Source organism: Variovorax beijingensis, assembly GCF_007828835.1.
GTDB classification, from domain to species: Bacteria; Pseudomonadota; Gammaproteobacteria; order Burkholderiales; family Burkholderiaceae_C; genus Variovorax; species Variovorax beijingensis_A.
Map to the genome: position 1 here is coordinate 1 of NZ_VIVL01000015.1, position 20,597 is coordinate 20,597.

General features: G+C 64.2%; 20 protein-coding genes and 1 pseudogene. 8 read left to right on the forward strand and 13 right to left on the reverse strand.

Features of this window, described 5'->3' with window-relative positions:
- Nucleotides 1-320 precede the first annotated feature (320 nt).
- Nucleotides 321-1,943: an oleate hydratase gene (locus FB547_RS29145; RefSeq protein ID WP_145747111.1), complete on the reverse strand. Its 1,623-nt coding sequence runs from the start codon at nt 1,941-1,943 to the stop codon at nt 321-323.
- Between the two features lie 367 nt (nt 1,944-2,310).
- Between FB547_RS29145 and FB547_RS29150 the strand changes: the two genes are divergently transcribed.
- The 4 genes from FB547_RS29150 to FB547_RS29165 all read left to right on the forward strand — a co-directional run bounded on the left by FB547_RS29150 (nt 2,311) and on the right by FB547_RS29165 (nt 5,203).
- Nucleotides 2,311-2,847 (forward strand): GNAT family N-acetyltransferase, encoded by a 537-nt coding sequence (locus FB547_RS29150; protein WP_145747112.1) that lies wholly within the window; start codon nt 2,311-2,313, stop codon nt 2,845-2,847.
- A gap of 274 nt (nt 2,848-3,121) precedes the next feature.
- On the forward strand, nt 3,122-3,502 hold the full coding sequence (locus tag FB547_RS29155) for a hypothetical protein (RefSeq protein ID WP_143062631.1): 381 nt from the start codon (nt 3,122-3,124) through the stop codon (nt 3,500-3,502).
- 579 nt (nt 3,503-4,081) lie between these two features.
- Nucleotides 4,082-4,615 carry an SMI1/KNR4 family protein gene (locus tag FB547_RS29160; protein ID WP_145747113.1) on the forward strand — a complete coding sequence of 178 codons (534 nt, stop codon included), beginning with the start codon at nt 4,082-4,084 and terminating at the stop codon, nt 4,613-4,615.
- A 390-nt stretch (nt 4,616-5,005) separates the two neighbouring features.
- Nucleotides 5,006-5,203: a hypothetical protein gene (locus FB547_RS29165; protein ID WP_145747114.1), complete on the forward strand. Its 198-nt coding sequence runs from the start codon at nt 5,006-5,008 to the stop codon at nt 5,201-5,203.
- Nucleotides 5,204-5,339: 136 nt separating this feature from the next.
- Here the strand turns inward: FB547_RS29165 and lspA are convergent, their stop codons facing one another.
- The 3 genes and pseudogenes from lspA to FB547_RS29180 form a co-directional block, all read right to left on the reverse strand.
- Nucleotides 5,340-5,864, reverse strand: coding sequence for a signal peptidase II (lspA, locus tag FB547_RS29170; RefSeq protein ID WP_145747115.1), 525 nt, complete (start codon nt 5,862-5,864; stop codon nt 5,340-5,342).
- 518 nt (nt 5,865-6,382) lie between these two features.
- Nucleotides 6,383-6,709: pseudogene (locus FB547_RS29175) on the reverse strand (EthD family reductase).
- Between the two features lie 60 nt (nt 6,710-6,769).
- Nucleotides 6,770-7,312, reverse strand: coding sequence for a carboxymuconolactone decarboxylase family protein (locus FB547_RS29180; RefSeq protein ID WP_145747116.1), 543 nt, complete (start codon nt 7,310-7,312; stop codon nt 6,770-6,772).
- Nucleotides 7,313-7,370: 58 nt separating this feature from the next.
- On the opposite strand from FB547_RS29180, the gene FB547_RS29185 reads away from it, so the two are divergent.
- On the forward strand, nt 7,371-7,694 hold the full coding sequence (locus FB547_RS29185) for a winged helix-turn-helix transcriptional regulator (protein ID WP_125951901.1): 324 nt from the start codon (nt 7,371-7,373) through the stop codon (nt 7,692-7,694).
- Nucleotides 7,695-7,963: 269 nt separating this feature from the next.
- Here the strand turns inward: FB547_RS29185 and FB547_RS29190 are convergent, their stop codons facing one another.
- The 8 genes from FB547_RS29190 to FB547_RS29225 all read right to left on the reverse strand — a co-directional run bounded on the left by FB547_RS29190 (nt 7,964) and on the right by FB547_RS29225 (nt 16,199).
- Complete coding sequence (locus tag FB547_RS29190) at nt 7,964-8,968, reverse strand: Bug family tripartite tricarboxylate transporter substrate binding protein (RefSeq protein WP_410000822.1); 1,005 nt, start codon at nt 8,966-8,968, stop codon at nt 7,964-7,966.
- A gap of 48 nt (nt 8,969-9,016) precedes the next feature.
- Nucleotides 9,017-10,264 carry an acyl-CoA dehydrogenase family protein gene (locus FB547_RS29195; protein WP_145747117.1) on the reverse strand — a complete coding sequence of 416 codons (1,248 nt, stop codon included), beginning with the start codon at nt 10,262-10,264 and terminating at the stop codon, nt 9,017-9,019.
- 14 nt (nt 10,265-10,278) lie between these two features.
- Nucleotides 10,279-11,847, reverse strand: coding sequence for an AMP-binding protein (locus FB547_RS29200; RefSeq protein ID WP_145747118.1), 1,569 nt, complete (start codon nt 11,845-11,847; stop codon nt 10,279-10,281).
- Between the two features lie 137 nt (nt 11,848-11,984).
- Complete coding sequence (locus FB547_RS29205; protein WP_145747119.1) at nt 11,985-13,010, reverse strand: LysR family transcriptional regulator; 1,026 nt, start codon at nt 13,008-13,010, stop codon at nt 11,985-11,987.
- Between the two features lie 479 nt (nt 13,011-13,489).
- A complete protein-coding gene (locus FB547_RS29210; protein WP_186454287.1) occupies nt 13,490-13,804 on the reverse strand; it encodes an autotransporter domain-containing protein in 315 nt (104 codons plus the stop codon).
- A gap of 161 nt (nt 13,805-13,965) precedes the next feature.
- Complete coding sequence (locus FB547_RS29215; RefSeq protein ID WP_145747121.1) at nt 13,966-14,436, reverse strand: hypothetical protein; 471 nt, start codon at nt 14,434-14,436, stop codon at nt 13,966-13,968.
- A 112-nt stretch (nt 14,437-14,548) separates the two neighbouring features.
- On the reverse strand, nt 14,549-15,226 hold the full coding sequence (locus FB547_RS29220) for a hypothetical protein (protein WP_145747122.1): 678 nt from the start codon (nt 15,224-15,226) through the stop codon (nt 14,549-14,551).
- Nucleotides 15,227-15,365: 139 nt separating this feature from the next.
- The gene (locus FB547_RS29225) at nt 15,366-16,199 is read right to left on the reverse strand and encodes a hypothetical protein (RefSeq protein WP_145747123.1); all 834 of its coding nucleotides are present in this window, start codon (nt 16,197-16,199) and stop codon (nt 15,366-15,368) included.
- Between the two features lie 214 nt (nt 16,200-16,413).
- On the opposite strand from FB547_RS29225, the gene kdsA reads away from it, so the two are divergent.
- The gene (gene kdsA / locus FB547_RS29230) at nt 16,414-17,265 is read left to right on the forward strand and encodes a 3-deoxy-8-phosphooctulonate synthase (protein WP_145747124.1); all 852 of its coding nucleotides are present in this window, start codon (nt 16,414-16,416) and stop codon (nt 17,263-17,265) included.
- 103 nt (nt 17,266-17,368) lie between these two features.
- Here kdsA and argC read toward each other — a convergent pair whose 3' ends face one another.
- On the reverse strand, nt 17,369-18,346 hold the full coding sequence (gene argC, locus FB547_RS29235; RefSeq protein ID WP_145747125.1) for an N-acetyl-gamma-glutamyl-phosphate reductase: 978 nt from the start codon (nt 18,344-18,346) through the stop codon (nt 17,369-17,371).
- A 120-nt stretch (nt 18,347-18,466) separates the two neighbouring features.
- On the opposite strand from argC, the gene FB547_RS29240 reads away from it, so the two are divergent.
- Both FB547_RS29240 and FB547_RS29245 read left to right on the forward strand, forming a co-directional pair.
- Entirely contained in the window at nt 18,467-19,351 is an 885-nt protein-coding gene (locus FB547_RS29240; protein ID WP_145747126.1) for a LysR family transcriptional regulator, read from the forward strand.
- A 133-nt stretch (nt 19,352-19,484) separates the two neighbouring features.
- A complete protein-coding gene (locus FB547_RS29245; RefSeq protein ID WP_145747127.1) occupies nt 19,485-20,504 on the forward strand; it encodes an AraC family transcriptional regulator in 1,020 nt (339 codons plus the stop codon).
- The last annotated feature ends 93 nt before the right edge of the window (nt 20,505-20,597 follow it).

The following is a 20,597-nucleotide window of genomic DNA, read 5'->3' on the forward strand; positions in this document are numbered from 1 at the left end:
GCACCGGGTTGTCTTCGCCGATATAGTCGTCAAGGCACTCTGGCAGCAGAGTGACCTGCTGTCGATCCTCGCCTTCGATGAATCGCTTCATGTGGCTGCCCTTCAGTAGCGTTGCCACAATCTAGGCGAGCACCGTCAGTTATTCAACCCGTTTTCACACGGCCTCGGCCACGACCGGTCGATCGTGAACGACCGCAGCAAGCGAAGCCAGCCGGCCGGCCGCTGGAGAGTTTGCCAAGACGGTTCAACAGGGCGAGTTGATGACCTGCAACATCGGAGTGGCGTTGTTCTGCAACTTCGGCGCGAGCCGCGTTGCGACCTCAGCTGAAGGACTTCACCAGCGAATCGAACATGACCTTGAGCGAGTGGTCGTGACGCGTGATCGGTGGCACCTGGCGTCGCACGCCCAGCAACTGGTAGACCGCCATCTGCGCCGCACGCACCGAGTACTCGACCGTGAACACCACGTCGCCGCCGATCTCGACGAACTGACTCACGAAGGCCAGGTTGCGCGAGCACTTGGGCACCGGCAACGGCCGGTCGGTCTTGGCGCGTGGCATGAACATGCTGGTGATGTAGGGCAGGCGGCAGGGGATGCAGATCGCGCCGGCCAGCACCTCGGGGTCGAAGTTCAGGTGACCGCGCAATTCTTGCAGTATCTCGGCGCCGCTGCAGTCGCTCATCGCCTTGGGTACGAAGTTTCCGACGCGGTCTGGCTGCAGCGCGTAGCCCCAGAAGACCTGCTGGTCGGCGCGCTGGCCGCGGAAGTGGGGTTGGTGGTACAGCACCACCGACATCTGCCAATTCGAGTCCTTGAACGTTACCAGTCCGCCGGTACCAGCACGGTCGCCAGAGAAGCTCTCGATGCGGTCGAAGAAGGCCGTCGTATTGCAGGTGACCGTGAACGAGGCCCAGTATGACTCGGCGATGCTGCTGTTGAACGCTGCGGGGTTGCCGAATTCCGGCCGGCCGCGTGCGATCTTCTCCCATAGCGTCCAGCCGTCGCTGTCGGCCATCGTCAGGCGCGGCGGGGCGAACTCCATCGAACCAGTGCTCGACGCATCGGTCATCGACGCGTTCTGGAAGAAGACCAAGTCCTCGGCGCCGACGGCGATCCGTCGCGTGCCCGCGTCGTCGAGCACATGCAGCGCCTGCACTGTGACCTGGCCTCCTTCGTCGCGCAGGTCCATTTCGGTCACGGTCGTGCCGTGCACGAAATTCACGCCGCCCGCGCGCAGCCATGCTTCGAGTGGCTGCACGATCGAGTCGTACTGGTTGTAGACCGTGCGCTTCACGCCTGCCAGAGTCTCGATGCGCGGGAACTCATTCATGAAGCGATGCAGATAGCGCTTCAACTCGACTGCACTGTGCCAGGGCTGGAAGGCAAAAGTGGTCTGCCACATCCACCAGAAGTTGGTACGGAAAAACGGGGGCGAGAGCCAGTCTGTGATGCGGCTGGTGCCCAATGCGTCTTCGGAGGTCTCGGCGAGGCGCACCAGCTCCAGCCGGTCGGCGTTGGTGAAACCCATCGAACTCACGTCGAGCTTGAAGCGGTGCTGGTCGACAAGGCGCGCACTCGAGTGGGCCGGATGCTCGCGGTTGAAGCGAGCCGTCTCTTCAAAGACCGATTCTTCCGGGTGGTCGAGCGAGGGGATGGTCTTCAGCAGATCCCACAGGCATTCGTAGTGGTCAGAAGTCAGCATGCGCCCACCACGCAGAGAGTAGCCGCCGGTCGCATGCGGCGCGGCGTCCAGGCTGCCGCCGGCAATCGCCGAGCGCTCGATGATGGTGATCTGCGCGCCCGCGACGCCCGCGTCACGGATCATGAATGCCGCGCCTGCCAGAGAGCCGATGCCGCCACCCACAAAATATGCTTTCACAAGAAGCTCCTTGATTCCATCAGGGCATCCTAGGGTGCGCGGTGGCGCCGGTGCTTGACCCATATCAAGCTGCGGCTGATCGTCTGGAATGACTTACGGGCCTCCCGCGGACGAGTTCTTGCAACCTTCGACCCTGCGTCGGCCATCAAGTCGTCGGCGTTGATGATGGGACTGGATATGAGAAACACGTTCCACGCACGAACATCTGGAAGCCGTCTGCCAGCCCTGAGGTCTGGCCTCCCATTGCGGTCGCAACGAATGACGGCTTTCGAACAAGCCAGCTGACGGCTCGGCCCCCCGGCGCCGACCGCCCTTCGGCTACAGTCGGCCACGATCGGACGTTCAGTCTCAAGCATCGGCGCTTGCAAACGAGCAGCGACTTGATCTAGTCTAAATTGGTGAATGCGCAGGCGGCCTCAAGGAGCGAACCATGACAAGTGCGAAGCTGACCTACCGGCTTGCCCACCGCGACGACATTGACGCGCTAAGGGCCTTGATGGACGCTGCAATATCCGAATTGCAGAAGCCGTTCCTCGACGAAAGCCAGATTGCGTCGAGCCGGGCGATCATGGGGTTGGACACCCAGCTCATCGATGATCGAACTTATTTCGTCGTGGAAGCGGACGGCAGGGTTGCAGGTTGCGGTGGATGGAGCCGCCGCGCCACCCTGTACGGCGGAGACCAGTCGCCCGGTCGCAGCGCTGTCCTGCTCGACCCAGCAAAGGATGCGGCGCGGGTCCGCGCCATGTACACCCACCCGCAACACACGCGCAAAGGCGTGGGTCGGCTTATTCTCTCGCTCTGTGAGGGGGCGGCACGGTCCGAAGGCTTCAAGAAAGTTGAATTGATGGCCACCATGGCAGGCGCACCGCTCTACCGCGCCTGCGGCTACGAGCCATGCGAACGCCTCACGGACGACCGCGGCGGTGTTGCGGTCCCGATCTTGCGCATGAGCAAGCCGCTATGAAGCAATCCCGTTGCACGCCTGAACGGCGGTGCCAAGTACAAGGTCTTTGGGAACGCTCTGCTTCCGCACGACGGCTATGCCGGCTCAGGTTCGAAGCGCCGTAAGGCGCAACCGGCTACAGGCGGCCATCACCTGACATTCACCGATGAGGCCCAATTCGCTTGGAAGCCGACGTTCGAGGCGATTACACGACAGTTTTGGGCCAACTTGGAACTGAACTCGTTGAAGCGCGTGCACGCCAACTAAAGGCGCGTCAACAATCGCCAATCGGTCGGTGGCGGCCAACATCCCGGGCAATCAAGGCATGACGGACAAGCTAGACAAATACAGCGAGGCCCTCACTTCACTTCTGCATGAGGCGATTCGCTGCTCGCCCGAATCTTGGACCCGCGGCGTGCTTACGATTGACTGCGACGGTCACCGCATCAACTACGGGCTCAAAAACGACCAGTCGGACGACAAGGCGAGCATCTCCCAAGACCTTGCGCAGCTCTGCGAGCAGTACTGGGCGGTTTTTCAGGAGCACGGCGAAGCCTGGTTGGAATCGACTATCGAGTTCTATCAAGAAGGTGGGACATGGAAATTCAATGCGAACTACAAGCGACCCGAGAAGGTCCGAGCGACTCCCAAATCCTCATGGAAGTTCTGGCAGTAGGTTGAACTGCGCCTCCCGCCAATTGCGGACATTCCCGACAAGGTCACGGTTTTCCGTAGCGTATGAAGACGACAACATTTCCACCGCCAACGTCATGGCGGCGTCGACTTTCCATTGAGGATGCGGAAGCAGAGCTTCAGCGGAGGTCTGTCGAGTACAACGCTCAGGTTAGCCCGGCGTGGCTAGCACGTTGGGAAGCGTTGAAGGCCCAAATCGTCGCTGGTGACGAACTTTGGTACTTCGAGAGCTTCCCTTCATCCATGACGGGTGGCGCTGGCTATTGCCTTGTACGAGATAGCAAATGCGTTGCCGCGTTGGCTACCATGCGGAGTTGACGCGGTAGACGGCGCCTGCCGGCCACAACCAGTCACTCGGAAACTGTACTCAAAACCTGTATGACTGGCTGGCGCTTCTTGATTGCGCCGGGCTACGAAGACATCTGGTTCGACGAGAAGCTCTTGCGACTCGACGGCGAATAGCAGCGCGGCGTACTCACACAGCTATGGCACAGTTCGGCCAACATCGGACGTTCAGTCGTCGGCCAGAATCCAGTCATGAACCGACATCGGCCCAATTCCCATGGTCATTGACGAACTCCTCAGTCTGCTCCCACGCCCTGCCCGGCTGACCGAGCAAGGCACCACGGGTCAATGGGGTGCCGTGACGTCCAAGCTTGGTGGCCCGTTGCCTACCGACTACATGCAGTTCATTGACCACTACGGTTCGGGGACCATCAATAGTTTCTTGACCGTTCTCAACCCTTTCAGCGCGAACCCACATGTGAACCTGCTGGACCAGATGTTCATTCAGCTCTCGGCGCTGCGCGAACTCCGGACCAGCTATCCGGAGAACTTCCCATTCCCGCTCTTCTTTGAGCCAGGCGGCCTCCTGCCATGGGCTATTTCGGATGATGGCGATTTGTTCTGCTGGAGCACCGTCGGCGCAAGTGGTTTGTGGGAAGTCGTCACGGTGCCACGCAGTGATTCGCCCGAGCATTTCAAAATGGGCATGGCGCAGTTTCTTGCGCGAGGGCTGGCTGGCCAAGTCAAGTCATCAGCGCTACCCCTACACTTTGCCTCGGCAGCGGGCTCATTTGAACCGCATGCCGCTTAGGGCAAAGCTCGGCCAGAACCAGACATTCGCCCATACCTCTCAAATGCTTGACGCGCTCGTCTCACCATTGTCTTGTCTTGGCGCCGCTGTCGGCTTGGCGCTCGCGGCGGTGGTCAATTGGGCCGCGCCGGTCGACGTCGACACAGTTCAGGCCGGGGCATGGTTGGTGGGCATCGGTTGGGTTGCAGGCCTTGCGTGGGACCTCATAGGTCGCGAGAGCGCCAAGTAGCCGCCCTCGACAACCGTTGCGGCCTCAGCAGGAAAGGCAGAATGCGGGCCATGACCCGACCTTCGTAATGACGGCGTGGTCGATGGGCAATTCCCATCGGGCCCGCTCCACCGCGAAGGCGAAAGAAGGCTTCTGATCAACCGCGCAAAGATTGGAGTTTGATGGCTACCTGGAAAGGTCGACTTCTCATGTTCGCTTTGGGTTCAGCCATTGCGGGTATCGGCTACCTGATGTGGGGCAGCGGCGATCGGACTGGCTTCTTGATCGGTCTCATCGGGTGGGCTTGCATTGTCATGAGCACCGTGCTGCCGAACAGCCTCTTTGAGAAGGCCGTCAACTTTATCGGCCGATTCTGGTAAAGCTCCCGATCATGGATGCAACAGCCGTCACCGACCGGTACCTGGCCTTCGCGTTCACCACCAAAATGCCAAGTCCCACGCGACCGATCAGTTGCGGCGGCGGATCCGGCTCCGTGAGAGCAAGCTCGAATCTGCTTCAAGCAGCTCGCGGCCGCCTGATTTCAGCCAGCACCAGAAGTGCTGCGCCTGCAGTGATGGCGCAATCGGCCACGTTGAAGATGGCGAAGTCGTAGACGTCGCGCCAATGAAGATGGATGAAGTCGACCACATGTCCCTGCCACGAGCGGTCGATCGCATTTCCCAGCGCGCCGCCGAGCACAAGTGCCAAGGCCGCTCTGAACAGCAGCGTTCCGCCGGGCTGCGCCAGCAGTTTGAGGATGAATGCAGCCGCCGCGATGGCAAGCGCCGTAAACAGCCATCGCTGCCAGCCCGAAGCGTCGGCCAAGAAAGAGAAGGCAACGCCCCGGTTGTGCGCCAGGACGAGATCGGCAAAGGGCGTGATGGGAAGGATTTCGCCCCCGCTTAGGAATCGTGTGGCGAGCGACTTCGACGCTTGGTCTAGCAGCACAACGGTGAAGGCGATGCCCAGATAGGGCACCAGCCGAGCCGCCACGGCAGATATGCCTTCGCGGCGCCTGTCAGCAGACACGATGATCGTCATTGAGGGGTTCTCGTGATGTTGCCGGGCGGGGGCTCTGGGGGTACAAACATTCGTGGCCCACCCCGACGGTCGATTGCCACCGGCGCGGTTCCAAGCGGCATTTTCCCGTATGAGCGCGAGCCGACGAGCGAGTTCCTCCAACCAAGCGCAAAAAATTTCCCAGGGGCGTTTGTGAAGCGGGGCCTTGCCGTACAGCACAGTTATCAGATGCCAAAGGGGGCACCTCGCGTTGGTGTCACCGAGTGGACTGCCGACCGCCCATTGTTTGCAGTTCTGTGTCTCGGCCTTCACCGCGCCGACTGCAGAGAATGAGCCCCCGCAATCGAGGCGAGCAGAGCGGTAGCTCCGGGCCCGTTCACGATGGAAGCGCGACCAGCTACAGTCGGCCACAACCGGAGATCGCGCCGCTTGGGCTGGCTTCGCGACTACGTCGACGTGGTGAAACGCTTGCAAAGCACCGCGCTATCCCCCGGGGTTTGCCATACGCGGATGCGGTGCTTGGCCAATTCGCACCTTGGTCAAACTTCCGAACGCTCTACTACCACTTCGCTGATCTGCACCACGGGTTGAATATCCGTGTAATTGGCGATGTCGCCCCTGATCTCCTGCTGGTGCTGGCCAGAAGCTGCCCGATAAGCTTCGACAGAAGTACAGACGAATTCGCATTTGGCTACGTAAACAGGGTCTATGCCTGGGGCGCGCCCTGAGATGCCCTTGTCCACCATGTAGTACAGACATGCAGCGCCGAGCAGCCGTTTCATCATTGGCATATGCGTCTCGCGGTAGTAAGCGTGATCGAATCAGACGTCTCCGGCATACGGGTACATGACACTGACTTTGATCATCGAGAGTTCTCCTGTTGTTGCACGGTAGTCAATGCGCCGACGCCTCGCCCAGAAGCGGCCTCAAGCCGGGAATCGTGCGCCCGCCTCTTCCAAGGGCATGCGGAGCCCGTTCGTCAGGTAGCTGACGGTGCGATAGAAGCCAGCCAGCATCAGCAGTTCAATGATGGCTTCCTCGGTAAAGTAATTCCGCAACTCGTCCCACAGTCCATCGTCGATGTCGGAATGCTCGTGCAAAGAGTCGCAGAGGCGCAGAAGGACATGCTCCTCGGCTGACCAGCAGGCTTCGTTCCCCGAAGCCGTGACGGTCGCCTGGACCTGCTCTGGCGTCAGGCCAGCGAGCCCTGAGAAGGCCGTGACGTGGATGCCCCATTCATATTCGGATTTGCACAATGCCGTTGTGCGATGTATCACGATTTCGCGCTGTCGGATACTCAAGTTGCCTTTGTCCAGCAACCCACCGGCAAAGAACTTTTGAAATAGACGAGGGTCGCGTGCCAACGTCGTGAACAGCCGAAGAGGGGGCTGTCCCTTCATCAGCCTGTCGAGTGGCCTGGAAATGTCCTCACCAAATGGTGGCGTTGCTGGCTCAATGCGTGCGGGCATACGGACTCCTGATTCAATGGCCGCGCTATCGTAGGCTTCCTGCTGTATAAAGTAAAGCATGACGACACCTCGTATCGGCCAACCAGTTCGCGGTTCCACCACCGGCCGTCCCATCATGGTTGCTCTGGACCTGCTGGGACGGCGCACGGCGCTGCGCGTGCTCTGGGAGCTGCGGGAAGGCTCGCTGACCTTCAGAGCCCTGCAAGACGCTTGCGAGACGAACACCAGATTGCTCAACACGCGGCTCACTGAACTGAGGGAAGTCGACCTTGTCGAACACGCCGAGGGTGGCTATCGACTAACGGACGAAGGGCGCCGTCTTGCGAAGGCGCTGAAGCCGTTGTCAGCTTGGGCGGACCAGTGGGGGCATGGAAAGCGATGAGAAAGTGACTCGCGCCATGGAGTGCCACTGCGCCTGTCCGCAGTGACCGCTTTGCATAGGGCCAGACTTCCGCTCAGGGCCCGAGGCCGCCGGTCGCCTATCTCCAAAGCCGAAGTAGCGAGCTCTCGAAGCTGGTTTTCGCAGAGCGCATTTCTGAAGCACAGCCAAGCTCGGCGGCCGCTGCAGGACCTGATAAAAACATCGCCTCACAAGGAAAAGGAAAACGCGAAGGCAGTTCATTCGGCCGAGCACCCCAGCGCGAGCTTTTTCTAAAGCGGCGATATCTTGGCGCTCTTCATCATCTGCCCTGTCAACTCGACTTCATGCCGGATAACCTGCAGATAACCCTCGGGTGTCGAAGGCGAAACCTGGCTACCCAGTTCGCTCAATGATGCGATCACCGGGGGGTCCTTGAGCATTTGGCTGAAGACCTCGTAAACACGCGCCGCGATCGCATCGGGCGTGCCCGCGGGCAGCGAGAGCCCGCCCCATGACGTCAGTTGCACGCCCTGCACGCCTTGCTCGGCCAGCGTTGGCACGTCCGGCAGGCTGGCGTTGCGCCGCGTGCCGGCAACGCCCAGTGCCTTGAGCTTGCCGGCCTTCACCTGCGGGAAGGCCACCGCGAAGATGGGCATGCCGAAGCTCACCTGCCCGCCCAGCACGGCGTTGACCAGTTCGGACGCGCCCTTGTACGGAACATGGGTGGCGCTGATGTCCGCGGCATTGAGGAACAGCTCCACGCCAAGATGCGACGGTGTGCCCACGCCGCCGGAGGCATAGTCCAGCTTGCCGGGGGCGGCACGCGCCTTGGTAACGAGGTCCTGCAAAGTCTCGATCCCCGACGCCGGGTTGACGACCAGCAGCACATCCGACGTGGTAAGCCGCATGACATGGCGGAAGTCCTTCATCACGTCGTAGCCGGGACTGCGGTACATCAGCACGTTCGCCGCCATGGGTGCGGCGGAGTAGATCCATGTGTACCCGTCGGGTGCGGCACGGGCAACCTGACGCGCGCCGATGTTGCCGGCGGCGCCGCCCTTGTTTTCGATGATGACGGGTTGGCCAAGCAAGCGGCCGGCCGACTCGGCGAGGATGCGCGCGCCGGTGTCGGGACCGGTGCCTGCCAGGTAGGGCACAACCCACTTGACGGGGCGGCTAGGCCATTGGTCGGCGGCCTTTGCGGCTTTCGCGAGCGGCAGCAGAGGCGATGCCGCCAGCGCGCGGCAAAGCGCACGGCGTGAATGGTCGATGCAATCGATAAGTTCGTTGTTCAATTTCGCTTGTCTCCGGATCTTTTTGCTTTGTGATTCGTCCTGGCCCGCCTACGGCGCCTCGCCGAGCAGCTCGCGCGCGATGATGTTCTTCTGTATCTCGCTGGTGCCCGTGAGCACGCGGTACATGCGAAGCATGCGGAACAGGAACTCCACACGCCGGCCCTGCACGATGCCTTCGCCGCCGTGGATCTGCACCGCCGCGTCGGCAATGCGAAAGGCCGCTTCCGAGCAGAAGAGCTTCGCCATCGACGCATCGGCCCGCGCATCGCCGCCTGCGTCGAGCTGGCGCGCGGTCGAGATCATCAGCGCGCGCGCCGCCGCCAGCTGCGTGGCCATGTCGGCCAGCGAATGCTGGATGGCCTGGAACTGCGAGATCGGGCGGCCGAACTGGCGGCGCGTGCGCGCGTAGTCGCGGGCATCCTTCAAAGCCACCGTGGCCAGGCCCACCATGCCGGGGCAGTGCAGCAGCCGGTTGACGGTGATCCGGCCCAGCGCCAGCGCCAGACCGCGGCCCGGCTCGCCGATGAGGTTGGCGGCGGGCACGCGGCAATCGGTCAGCAGGATGTCGCCGGTGGTCGACTGGCCCGCCATGGTCTTGTAGCCGGCCTTCACCTCCACGCCGTCTTGGCGCAGGTCGACGAAGAAGGCCGAGATCTCGCGTCGTTCGGGGTTGTCGGAGGTGGACGCCATCAGCACCGCGTAGTCCGCAAAGGGCGAGCCCGAGATGAAGCGCTTGCGCCCGTTGACAACGTAGGTGTCGCCCTCGAGGCGCGCCTGCGTCTGCAGCGCGCCGGGGTCCGAACCGGCCTCGGCCTCGGTGAGCGCGAAGCAGATGGCCTTCTCGGCCTGCGCCACCGGAACGATGAAATTCGCGAGCTGCATCGGCGTGGCATAGCGCGCCAGCGCTCCCACGCGCGGCGGGCCGCTGAGTTCTCCGAACACATGAGGTGCCAGGGGCGAGCCGCTCGCGTAGATCGATTCCTTGATCAACACGTGGTCGAGCAGCGAGAGCCCCAGGCCTCCCATCTTCGTGGGCAGCGTCATGCCGTAGAAGCCCAGTTCATGCGAGCGTCGCCACACGCGCTGCAGCGTGGCTTTGTCGGCACCGTGCTCGTGATCGATGCCTTGCTCGCGGACCAGCGCGGCCAGCTCGCCGTCGATGAAGTCACCGATGCGCGCAATCAATTCGGCCGCGCGTTCCGAACCTTCGAACGGTCCGTCGAACAGCGGAGAGCGCACGCTGGAAGCAGCGGTGGTCGCGCCCGTGGGCCCGGATGCAATGGTTTGCGTGGTCATGGTCGTGCGGCTCCTCAGTTCACGCGGCGGTCGTGGCCCACCCAGTACGGCGACTGGATGAGCTTGCGCGCGATCTTTCCGTTGGCGTTCTTCTGCAGTGCCTCGACAAACTCGATGCGGCGCGGCCGCTTGAAGCCCGCAAGCCGTTCGGCGCAGAAGGCATCGAGCGCGGCCGCGTCCGCGGCCGAGCCGGCCTTCAACACGATGTGCGCGGCCACGGCCTCGCCCCACTTGTCGTCGGGCACACTGAACACGCACGCTTCATCGACCGCGGCGTGCTGGTACAGCACCGCCTCGACCTCCGACGGGTACACGTTGAAGCCTCCGCTGATCACCATGTCCTTCTTGCGGTCGACAATATAGATGTAGCCGTCGTCGTCCGCGCGTGCCAGGTCGCCCGTGTGGTAGCGGTCGTTCTTCAGTACCTCGGCCGTGAGCTCGGGGGCGCGCCAGTAGCCCGCGAAGACATCGGCGCCGCCCACCACGATCTCGCCGATCTCACCGGCGGCCACCGGCTGGCCTTCGTCGTCGACGATGTCCACCCGCGACTCGAGAAACGGCCGCCCGCACGATGCCAGCCGCTCGGGCATGGCGGCTCTCGCGAACAGGTGGTCTTCAACGCTCAGGCCGCACACGCCCGAGGTCGTCTCCCCCGCACCATAGCCTTGCGAGAGCACCGGGCCGAACACGTCCATGGCCTGCATGATGCGAGCCGGCGCCATCGGCGCGGCGCCGTAGCCCAGGCGCCGCAGGTCGGGCAATGGGCGGTAGCGGCCCTGCACCTCGGCCAGCAGCATGTTGATCATGGTCGGCACCATGAAGGTGTGGGTCACGCGCTCGCGCTTCATCTCCGCGATGAAGCGTGCGGGATCGAAGCCGCTGAAAAGCCGGATCGTGGCGCCGCTGCACAGCGCCGGCACCAGCTGCATGCCCGATGCGTGCGTGATCGGTCCCACCAGCCCCAGCAGGTCGCCGGGCTGAAGGTTGTCGGCGCGCATCAGGAACTTGCGCAGTTGCGCGAGGCGGTTGCCGAAGGTCTGCATCGCGGCCTTGAGCACGCCGCTGGAGCCCGAGGTGTAGTGCAGCACCGCGAGTTCGTCGGCGCTCACCCGTGCGGGTGTGAAGCGGTCGCTGGCGCGAGAAAGCGCGCCTTCGTATGACGTGGGGGAGTCTTCCGCGACGTCGAGCAGCAGCAGGCGCGGCGCGCTCTTGAGCTGCGGCAAGAAGCTCTCGGCGCGTTCGGCGGTGGTGACGATCAGCGTCGCCTCGCTGTTCGCGATGACCTCGGCCACTTCGACCGGCGCCAGCCGCGCGTTGATGGGCGCCTTCACGAGCGCGGCCTTGTAGCACGCCAGTTCGAGCTCGACGATTTCGATGCAGTTCGGCAGGTACACGCCCACCCGGTCGCCGCGCTGCAAGCCGAGGCCGCACAGCGCGTTGGCCAGACGGTTGGAGCGCTGCTCAAGTTCTTCGTAGGTGGCCGAGCGCTGCGCGCTGGTGACGGCAAGCCGCTTCGCGTGGATGCGAGCGGCACGGGATGTGAGCTCGCCGACGTTGGCGATCTCGGGGGCTGTGGTTTGCAAGTTGTCTCCTGGATGTCCGAGCCACGGCACGGGATGGAGACGACTTTGGCAGCGGAAGGCGCACAACAACAAATACGGATTGCTGATGCGCGGCCATCAAAAGAGTTGATGGCCCTGCCAACTCGGAGTGCCCGGCGCTATGGCTTGCCTGACGCTCCTGGTGCGGGCCTCTCTCCCAACAGGAACTCCGCCTCCCAGCGGCCCGATGCGATCATGCGGCGCGTTTCTTCGACGAGCACGTCCATCACTGCCCGGGTCGCGGGGTCGGGCTCGCGCGTTGACGGGGTTGCAAGAAAGTAGGTGCGCGCCAGTTCGGGACGCACCACGCGCGCCACCAGCCACCGCTTGCCGCCCGCTGGCGCGTCGCCCAGGGCGCAGGCGGGAGAAAAGGTGAAGCCCGCGCCCGCCAAATACAGCGAACGGATCACGCGAGCGGAATCGTGCTCGTGCGCGATGTTGAGCTCCAGGCCCAGGTCCGACGCAGTGCGCTCGACCTGCGCGCGAATGCTGAATCGGCGCGATTGCAGCACCAGCGGGAGGCCGGCCGCACGGGCGAAGGGCATCTCGGGCCTCGGCACCGTAGCCGCCTTGCGCTTCTTCGATGCACCGGTGGCAGGCTGCACGGTCATGGCCGCAACCTTGCCGTCGGCGTCGTAGCCGCAGACGAACATCGCCTCCCGCGCAAGTGGCTTCACATCGAGGCCGTTCACTTCATCGCTGTCCACCAGGATGCCGATGTCCGCGCGCCGCTCGACCATGGCCTTGCGCACCATCAGGCTCAGGTCGTCGATGACGAACACGCGAATCCGAGGATGCCTTTGTTTCAGCCGCGCCAGCGCCGGCCCGAGCAGCAGCGAGGCTAGAAGGAAAGGTACGGCCACCGTGACCGAGCCCTCGGGCCCATCGGGCGTGCGCTGCAGGCGCTCGCGCATCGCGCTGGCGTCGGACAGCAGCTTGCGCGCGTCGTGATAGAGCTGCAGCCCGGCCGCCGTGGGCGTGACGCCGACGTGCGAACGCTCGAAGAGCTGCGTGCCAAGCTCCTCCTCAAGCTTCTTGATCTGTGCCGTGAGCGCGGGTTGCGCCACGTACAGCGCACCCGCGGCGCGCGAAAGGCTGCCCGCTTCCAGCACGGCGATGAAGTAGCGCAGCGATCGGAGTTCCATAAGCCCTGGATTCTCTACCCGGCGCCGGCAGGGCCCGCCGGCCGGCATGCAGGTGCAGCGCTCATCGGTTGGAACACCGGCTGCGAATACGTCGCCGCGAAAACTTCAAAGCGGCCGTTCACCGATTTCAAGTTCGCTTCGCAGACCAACGGCAAGGCCGAGGGGTTCATCCAGTCCGCGCGACGCGTGTGGGCCTGCGGTTGGACTTCCAGAACTCAGCCCAGCGAACCGATGCCCTGGCAAGCTGGCAGCACCCCTCAGTGCCCGGTCATGGCCGACCGCTGGCGATCAGGTCTTCCGCGGCCCTCGTCAGATGGATGGCTTGGGGGCAACCCGCAGCACAACGGTGAAGGCGATGCCCAGATAGGGCACCACCACTTTTCACTCGGAATATGCGTGTGGCGGGCCACAACCAGCTCGCGCGACTCAGGCTGACCAAGTGCTCGGACAAGCTGCCTTGTCCGCCCGGCGCAGGCCCCTCACCAACTCACGCGCACACCCACCGAGGCATTGAGCCCGCTCTTCACGCGCGTGCCGCCCCCTGAGGTCCAGCGCTTGCCGAGCTCGGCATAGACCGTGGTGCGCCCGCCCACCGCCAGCGTCATGCCGCCCGCGAGTTCGGTGCTGGTCGACCCCGCATCGCTGCCGATGACCGTGCTGCTGCCGCCGAGGCTCAGGAACTGCGCCGCGTCGACCCCGCCCGAGGCGTGGAACACGTCGATGCGGCCGTAGGACTGCAGCCTGCCGGCGGCGGTATCGATTCGGCCCTTGAGCTGCAGGCCCGCACGCACCACGAGGCCGTCGTCGGGGCGACTGCCGCACCCAGGCACCCGGAATCGACACGGGGTCGATCTCCAGCCGCTGGTGGTCGAGTAGTTCCAAAGAATTAAAAATTCAACTCAGATGCGCGGGGGCCGAACGACAGAACCGAGGCTGCGGCTTCGCGAGACGGTCATCAGCGAACGGCCGGTTTGGTCCCGTACGCCCCTGCGGGTCGGTCCAGGTCCTTCGACTTCTTCCCGTGCCGGCGAACCCACCGCCAGACCGAGTCAATCCACTGGGAGAAGGAAGCAACGTCGTATGCCAGTCCACCGGGGGCAGCGAAGTCCTTTGCCCAGAACAAGCGGCCGGAGACACCCGACAGCGAATTGCTGCGCGTCATGTGCAGCAGCGGGGCGCCGTCGGCATTCGACACGTAGCGCCAACCGACGCTGTTCGGATCGTGGGCTTGCTCGCCCACAGTTCCGTATTCGGGCGTCCACGCAAATGCCGTATTCCAGATTGCATAGGTGTGATGCCCCTTGAAGATGGGATGGAAGCCGTCCACCCACAGCTCTTCGATCGTGGGCGCAAAAGCCTCGATCAACCGGATGTCGGCCGCGCTGCGCAAGAACGCGACGAAGTCCTTCTCGTCCGCTTCATTCATGGCAATCTGGAGTTGCTTTCCCACCATCGCTTCCCGGGATTCGAGTCAATTTCTGGACGTCGGCGGCCTGCGCTCGCACGCCGGCGGACCGAGGGCCGCCCATCTGCCAAGGTCAGTTGGCCGCAAAGCAGTACATCAGCCCGGCGCTGCCGCTCATTTTGAGCTGGTCGACGCTGCAGCCGCGCGTACCGTGCGAGGAGTTCCACGACGCGTTGGCTACCGGATCGGGATTGGTGCCCTTGTGGTCGTGGTGACCCACGATGGCGGAGCCGCCGTCGCTTCGGGTCCAATTGCCGCACGTGGTGTCCTTGCCGGGTTCGGGCACGGCCACGGTTCCGTCAGGGCGCGAGCCGGTGAGGATGTCGTGGCGGTTGACCGGATCGCCGAAGCCGGAGACAACTTCGCCCTTCTCGGTCAACGAGGTGTCCTTGCCCACCTTTGCGTTGGCGCTGTGCAGGTCGGCCACGCTGGTGGCGACGACCACTCCCTTGGCGTTGGTCCAGGGGCCGGTGCCGATCCGGTCGCGCGCATTGACAGCCGGCTGTCCGTTCGCGGCGACGGTGCTCAAGTAAGCGCGCCAAGTCTTGTCGCCCGCCCCGGCACTCGTGGCCAGCGATTGGCAGAAGCGGTCGGCTCCGGCCAGGCCGCCGAGGTCGCCGCCCTTTCCGGGGTTGACGCTGGTGATGAAGAAGCTCATGGACTTGCCGCCCGATGACCCCATCGCTCCGCAACCGATGATCAGGGCGGCGGCGACGGCGGCGCCAGTGGAAAGAATGAAGCGACTGGGCATCGGAGACTCCTCGCAGTATTGGAGCCGGCAGGCTACCGCAGCATGGTGTCATCGGCAACCCACGCCCGTCTCCCACGCGGCGCTCGAGGTCGATATCGTCCCTGGGGCACTCGACCTCTGCCTTTGGCCGATGGTCTCCTCAGGCCCTTGGCCCATCCGGCAGCCTGGCGCTGACGGCAATCTGCGCAGCCAGGAATTCCGCCTTCACAAAACCGTGCCGCTCTTGGAAGGCGACCGTCTCCGCCTGCATCAGTTCCGCATAGGTTTGCATGAGCATGCTCGCCTCAACGTATCGCGAGGCGCCCAGGTAGGCCTGGATGGCAGAGCGATAGATGGCGTAGTCGCCGTTCTCCTTCGCGCCTCCATAGGACAGCTTGAGTTCAGCGCGTGCTTGCCAGATGGGGTCGTGCTCCAAGGCCGGCGCTTCGCCTTGCGCCTGCAGCCATCTGAGCGGCCTGGTCGCGCGACCTCCCAAAGACGGTGGAGCAATGATGGCTCTGATCGCAACTGCAAGCGCCTCATCGATGCGCCCTTGCCGAACATGCTGGGCCCACAGAAGGCAAAGTGCGTCCGTGTACTCGGGCAGAACGTCCAGTGCCCTTTCCAAGAGCTGGACAGCCTCTGCGACGGCTTGCGCCTGCACCTTCCGCTTCGCATCCTCGAGAAGCGCCCGCGGGGAGCGCGGGTCCTCCACGAGGGAAGGCGGTTCAGGGTATGCGTCCTCAGCCTTCGCGAGCGCGACCAAGAATGAGGACAGCGAAGAGTACACCGGTTGGATCTGCCATGAATCGTGCCATGTCTCGACCACGATAGGCTCCCGCGCTTCCAGGCCGATGGGCCAGTAGAGCCCAAACGTATCTCCGTTGCCGAGCGCCCCCTCGGCCAGAGGTCGAAACCCCAAAGGAGGGTACGGCGTCTCGTAGCGCCACGCCTGGTCAACGGTGACCTCTGCAATTTGCGGGGGGAGGAACATGGATGTGAGCGGGATGGTTGTTTGCTGGCAGCCCCATAGACCCGAGCATAAGGCTCGAAGGTTTTCATGAAAATCCTACGGCGTCGGCAGCCGGAACGGCCAGTCGGGTGGACGGTCGGTGCTGGCCGGCTCCAGCCACTGGTGGCCGAAGGCGTGATTCACTGGCCGGCCGGAGCGCGAGAATGCGAGCAACAACACTGCAGGAGAACTCTTCTTGACGACCGTCGCCATCACCCCCGCCATCAACGTCAGCAACAGCAACGGCTTTGTCCTGTTTGGCGGCGTGAACGTACTCGAGTCGAAGGACATGGCCCTGCGTGCTGCGGAGGAGTACGTGCGAGTCACGCGCAAGCTTGGCATCCCTTACGTCTTCAAGGCAAGTTTCGACAAGGCGAATCGCTCGTCCATCCATTCCTTCCGGGGCCCGGGTCTGGAAGAGGGCCTGAAAATCTTCGAAGCCGTCAAGGCAGCGTTCGGCGTGCCCATCCTCACCGACGTTCACGAGCCATGGCAGGCAAATCCCGTCGCCGAAGTCGTGGACGTTCTGCAACTGCCTGCGTTTCTCGCCCGCCAGACTGACTTGGTCGTCGCGCTTGCCAGGACGGGCAAGGTCATCAACGTCAAGAAGCCCCAGTTCCTGAGTCCGCCGCAGGTGCTCAATATCGTGGAGAAGATCAGGGAGGCGGGAAGCTCCCCGGTCATTCTGTGCGACCGTGGCACCTGTTTCGGTTACGACAACCTGGTGGTGGACATGCTTGGCTTCGGTGCCATGAAGAAGGTTACCGGGAACCTGCCCGTCATCTTCGACGTTACCCATGCCCTCCAGCAACGCGAGGCGAACGCTGCCGTCTCCGGCGGGCGACGCGAGCAAGTGGCTGAACTGGCGCGTGCGGGCCTGGCGGTGGGCTTGGCGGGCCTCTTTCTTGAAGCTCATCCTGACCCGGCGCAGGCCAAATGCGACGGTCCCAGCGCTCTGCCGCTGGACCAATTGGAGCCATTCCTCGCGCAGCTGAAGGCCTTGGACGACCTGGTGAAGTCGTTCGCGCCTCTGGATGTCCGCGGCTGAACAGAGGACACTGCCCCGACGCACCCGCATGGGTGCCAACACAAGGCTGCCAATTCAACACGAGCGATGGAAGCCCGGGCCGCTCTCTACCGCTGGCTAAATGTCATGCCGCCCGCACGCGGCCCAATGAGTCACCGGGCTCCAGGTGTGGTACCGCCGACAATCCGAGCATCAAATCGAGGTTCTGCACCGCCGCTCCCGCGGCGCCCTTTCCCAGGTTGTCGAACACCGCGGCCAACAGCACCTGGCCCGTGCGCTCCTGCTCAAAAACCGCGAGTCGCAATCGGTTGCTGCCGTTGAGTGCCCGGGGGTCGAGCCGCCGCGCATCGACCTCCTTGTCGAGCGATTGCAGCTCGATGAAAGCTTGCCCGGCATAGCGCGCTTGAAGCGCGGCGTGCAAGCGCGCGGCCGTCACGCCGGCGGGCAGCAGGCGCAGATGCAGCGCCATCGTCAACACGATGCCTTGCCGATAGTGGCCATACGCCGGCACGAACACCGGCGCATGCGCCAGGCCGGCATGCTGCTGGATCTCGGGCACGTGCTTGTGGTTCAGGCCCAGGCCGTAGACCTGGAAGGGCACCGCGGTGGCAGCGCCGGCGCCTTCATGATCCTCGAGGCCGGGTCGGCCCCGTCCTGAATAGCCCGACACCGCGTGAATGACCAGCGGGTAGTCTGCCGGCAGCAGGCCGTCATCGATCAACGGCTTGAGCAATGCCAGCGCCCCCGTCGGGTAGCAACCGGGATTGCTGACACGTCCGGCGCTGGCGATGCGCCCGGGCTGCGCAGCCTCCAGCTCCGGCAGGCCATAGACCCAGCCCGGCGCGGTGCGATGGGCCGAGCTCGCGTCGATCACCCGCACGCCAGGACGGCGCACCAGCGCCACGGCTTCGCGCGCGGCGTCGTCCGGCAGGCACAGCAATGCGATGTCGCAGTCGTTCAGCGCCTCGGCGCGATGGGCCGCGCTCTTGCGATGTTCGGACGGCAATTGCAGCAAGCGAAGGTCGGTCCGCCCCGCCAGCCATTGCCGCACCTCCAGGCCCGTGGTGCCTTGGTCGCCATCGATGAAAACGAGAGGGGTCATGGAGCGCTCCGATTGAGTTCGAAACGCATGGTGCATCGCCCATCGCATGCACACCAGTTGAATCTGACAAACTACGGATTCAGGAATTCTGAATCCCCTTCCAACGAGGAAAGTTGCACGATGCGCGAAATCAACCTCGACCGCCTGCGAACGCTGCTGACGGTGATCGATCTCGGCTCGTTCGCGGCAGCGGCCAAGGCACTTCATCTGGCACCGCCCACGGTGACGCTGCACGTGGCACAGCTCGAAGCCCGCCTCGGGGCCCGCCTGCTGCACCGCGCGCCGGCCGGCGTCACCGCGACGTCCGCCGGCAGCTTGCTGATCGACAGGGCACGGCGGCTGCTGGCCGAAGCCGACGACCTGCTGCAGACCGTTCAAAGGCAGATCGCAGCGCGCGGCGGCCGCGTCCGATTGGGCGCGTCCACCGGTGCGCTCGCGCACCTGCTGCCGCAGGCCTTGGAGGCCTTGGCCGCCCGGCATCCGGAGATCGACGTGCAGGTCGCGGTGATGACCAGCGAGGAAGCCCTGGCGCGGCTGGCCGCCGGAAGCCTGGACATCGGCATTGTGGCTTTGCCGCAGCCGGTGCTCCGCGGCCTGCGCGTGCAGGCCTGGCGCAAGGATCCGGTGCTGGCGTTCATCCCGGCCGCTTGGAAACCGCCGCCGCACGTGACGCCGGCCTGGCTCGCCGCCCGGCCCTTGATTGCCAATGACCGCGGCACCCGGCTCTTCCGCCAGACCGCCGAATGGTTCGCCGCGGCCGGCGAGAGGCCGCAGGCGCGCATCGAATTGAACTACAACGACGCGATGAGGAACCTCGTGGCAGCAGGCTACGGCGCCGCGCTGCTGCCGCACGAGGCAGGCGCGCCGCCGCCCGATCGGCGCATCAGCATGCGACCGCTGCGGCCGGCGCTGTCGAGGGCGCTGGGCATTGCGCATCGGACCAGGCTGGACGACGATGCGACGGAGTTGACGCTTCGGGCCTTGTTGGGGATGAAGGAGCATTGAACGTCGTTTTCGTTGCGCCTTGCGGCGGATCGCTTCGCCAGCTTCGCCCCGGCCGGAGTGACTAAGATCAGGCCGCGCCACCCCCACGGCCAGGGGCGCACCCTGATCAACCATTCCCCAGAGAGTTCGCCGCATGAAGTCAGCAGGGCTGAAGGGCACCGTTTCCATTGAGCTCGTGCATGAGGCGATTCGCGCCGCCGCGCTCAGGAACATGGACATCAGCGGCGTGCTCGAGATCGCAAGGCTGGACCGCGATCTGCTGAATGCGCCGCGCGCGCGCATTTCGGCGGCTGCGTACTCGCGCATGTGGGTGGCGCTGGCCGACCTGATGGATGACGAGTTCTTCGGCCTGGACAGCCACGGACTGCGCCGCGGAAGCTATGCGCTCATGACGCGCGCAGCGGTCAACTCGGAGAACCTGGAGCACGCCCTACGCCGGATCCTCCGGTTTCTTCACGCCACCCTGGACGACTTTCGCGGGGAGCTGGTCCGATCAGCGGACGAGGCGCGCGTGATCCTGCACGACGGTGGCGTGCTGCGCCGGCTGTTCGGCTACGGCACCTGGTTCATCCTCGTCCACGGGCTGGCATGCTGGCTCGTGCACAGGCGAATTCCGTTGCGCGAGATGCGGTTCCGCTGTCCGCCGCCGGCCGACGACAGCCACTACCGCACGCGGTTCTGCGAGAACGTGAAGTTCAACGCAGAGACCACGCACATCACCTTTGCCAGCGACCTGCTCGATCTGAAGATCGCGGAATCCCCCCAGACCGTCGACAACTTCCTGCGGGCAGCGCCCGCCAATCTGCTGGTCAAGTACCGCAATGACGCGAGCACCAGCGCACAGGTGCGGCACCGGTTGCGCAGCCAGATGCCCGATGCGTGGCCCGAGCTGGAGAAGCTCGCGCAAGAGCTCTGCGTTTCCGGCACCACGCTCCAGCGCCGACTGCAGCAGGAGGGGCTGAGCTACCAGCGGGTGAAGGACGATCTGCGGCGGGACATCGCGATCGACCTGCTGTCGAGCGCTCCGCTGACGGTGGCCGAGGTCGCCGCCCGCACCGGATTCCGGGAGACCAGCGCCTTTCATCGCGCCTTCAAGAAATGGACAGGCGTGAGCCCCGGAAGCTATCGCTCCTCTGCGCACGCGCGGGAATAAGCGCCCGGCGCCCGCCAGTGACGTCCGCATGCCCGAAAGCCCCGGCCGGATCGAGGCCTGCGGGCATGGGCATCGAGCGCTTGCGGAACTAAG

What these genes read in the sequence shown, in the direction of transcription:
- FB547_RS29145 (WP_145747111.1), bottom strand. Translation starts at nt 1,943, where the DNA reads ATGGGTCAAGCACCGGCGCCACCGCGCACCCTAGGATGCCCTGATGGA.
- FB547_RS29150 (WP_145747112.1), top strand. Translation starts at nt 2,311, where the DNA reads ATGACAAGTGCGAAGCTGACCTACCGGCTTGCCCACCGCGACGACATT.
- FB547_RS29160 (WP_145747113.1), top strand. Translation starts at nt 4,082, where the DNA reads ATGGTCATTGACGAACTCCTCAGTCTGCTCCCACGCCCTGCCCGGCTG.
- FB547_RS29165 (WP_145747114.1), top strand. Translation starts at nt 5,006, where the DNA reads ATGGCTACCTGGAAAGGTCGACTTCTCATGTTCGCTTTGGGTTCAGCC.
- lspA (WP_145747115.1), bottom strand. Translation starts at nt 5,864, where the DNA reads ATGACGATCATCGTGTCTGCTGACAGGCGCCGCGAAGGCATATCTGCC.
- FB547_RS29180 (WP_145747116.1), bottom strand. Translation starts at nt 7,312, where the DNA reads ATGCCCGCACGCATTGAGCCAGCAACGCCACCATTTGGTGAGGACATT.
- FB547_RS29185 (WP_125951901.1), top strand. Translation starts at nt 7,371, where the DNA reads ATGACGACACCTCGTATCGGCCAACCAGTTCGCGGTTCCACCACCGGC.
- FB547_RS29195 (WP_145747117.1), bottom strand. Translation starts at nt 10,264, where the DNA reads ATGACCACGCAAACCATTGCATCCGGGCCCACGGGCGCGACCACCGCT.
- FB547_RS29205 (WP_145747119.1), bottom strand. Translation starts at nt 13,010, where the DNA reads ATGGAACTCCGATCGCTGCGCTACTTCATCGCCGTGCTGGAAGCGGGC.
- FB547_RS29215 (WP_145747121.1), bottom strand. Translation starts at nt 14,436, where the DNA reads ATGAATGAAGCGGACGAGAAGGACTTCGTCGCGTTCTTGCGCAGCGCG.
- FB547_RS29220 (WP_145747122.1), bottom strand. Translation starts at nt 15,226, where the DNA reads ATGCCCAGTCGCTTCATTCTTTCCACTGGCGCCGCCGTCGCCGCCGCC.
- FB547_RS29225 (WP_145747123.1), bottom strand. Translation starts at nt 16,199, where the DNA reads ATGTTCCTCCCCCCGCAAATTGCAGAGGTCACCGTTGACCAGGCGTGG.
- argC (WP_145747125.1), bottom strand. Translation starts at nt 18,346, where the DNA reads ATGACCCCTCTCGTTTTCATCGATGGCGACCAAGGCACCACGGGCCTG.
- FB547_RS29240 (WP_145747126.1), top strand. Translation starts at nt 18,467, where the DNA reads ATGCGCGAAATCAACCTCGACCGCCTGCGAACGCTGCTGACGGTGATC.
- FB547_RS29245 (WP_145747127.1), top strand. Translation starts at nt 19,485, where the DNA reads ATGAAGTCAGCAGGGCTGAAGGGCACCGTTTCCATTGAGCTCGTGCAT.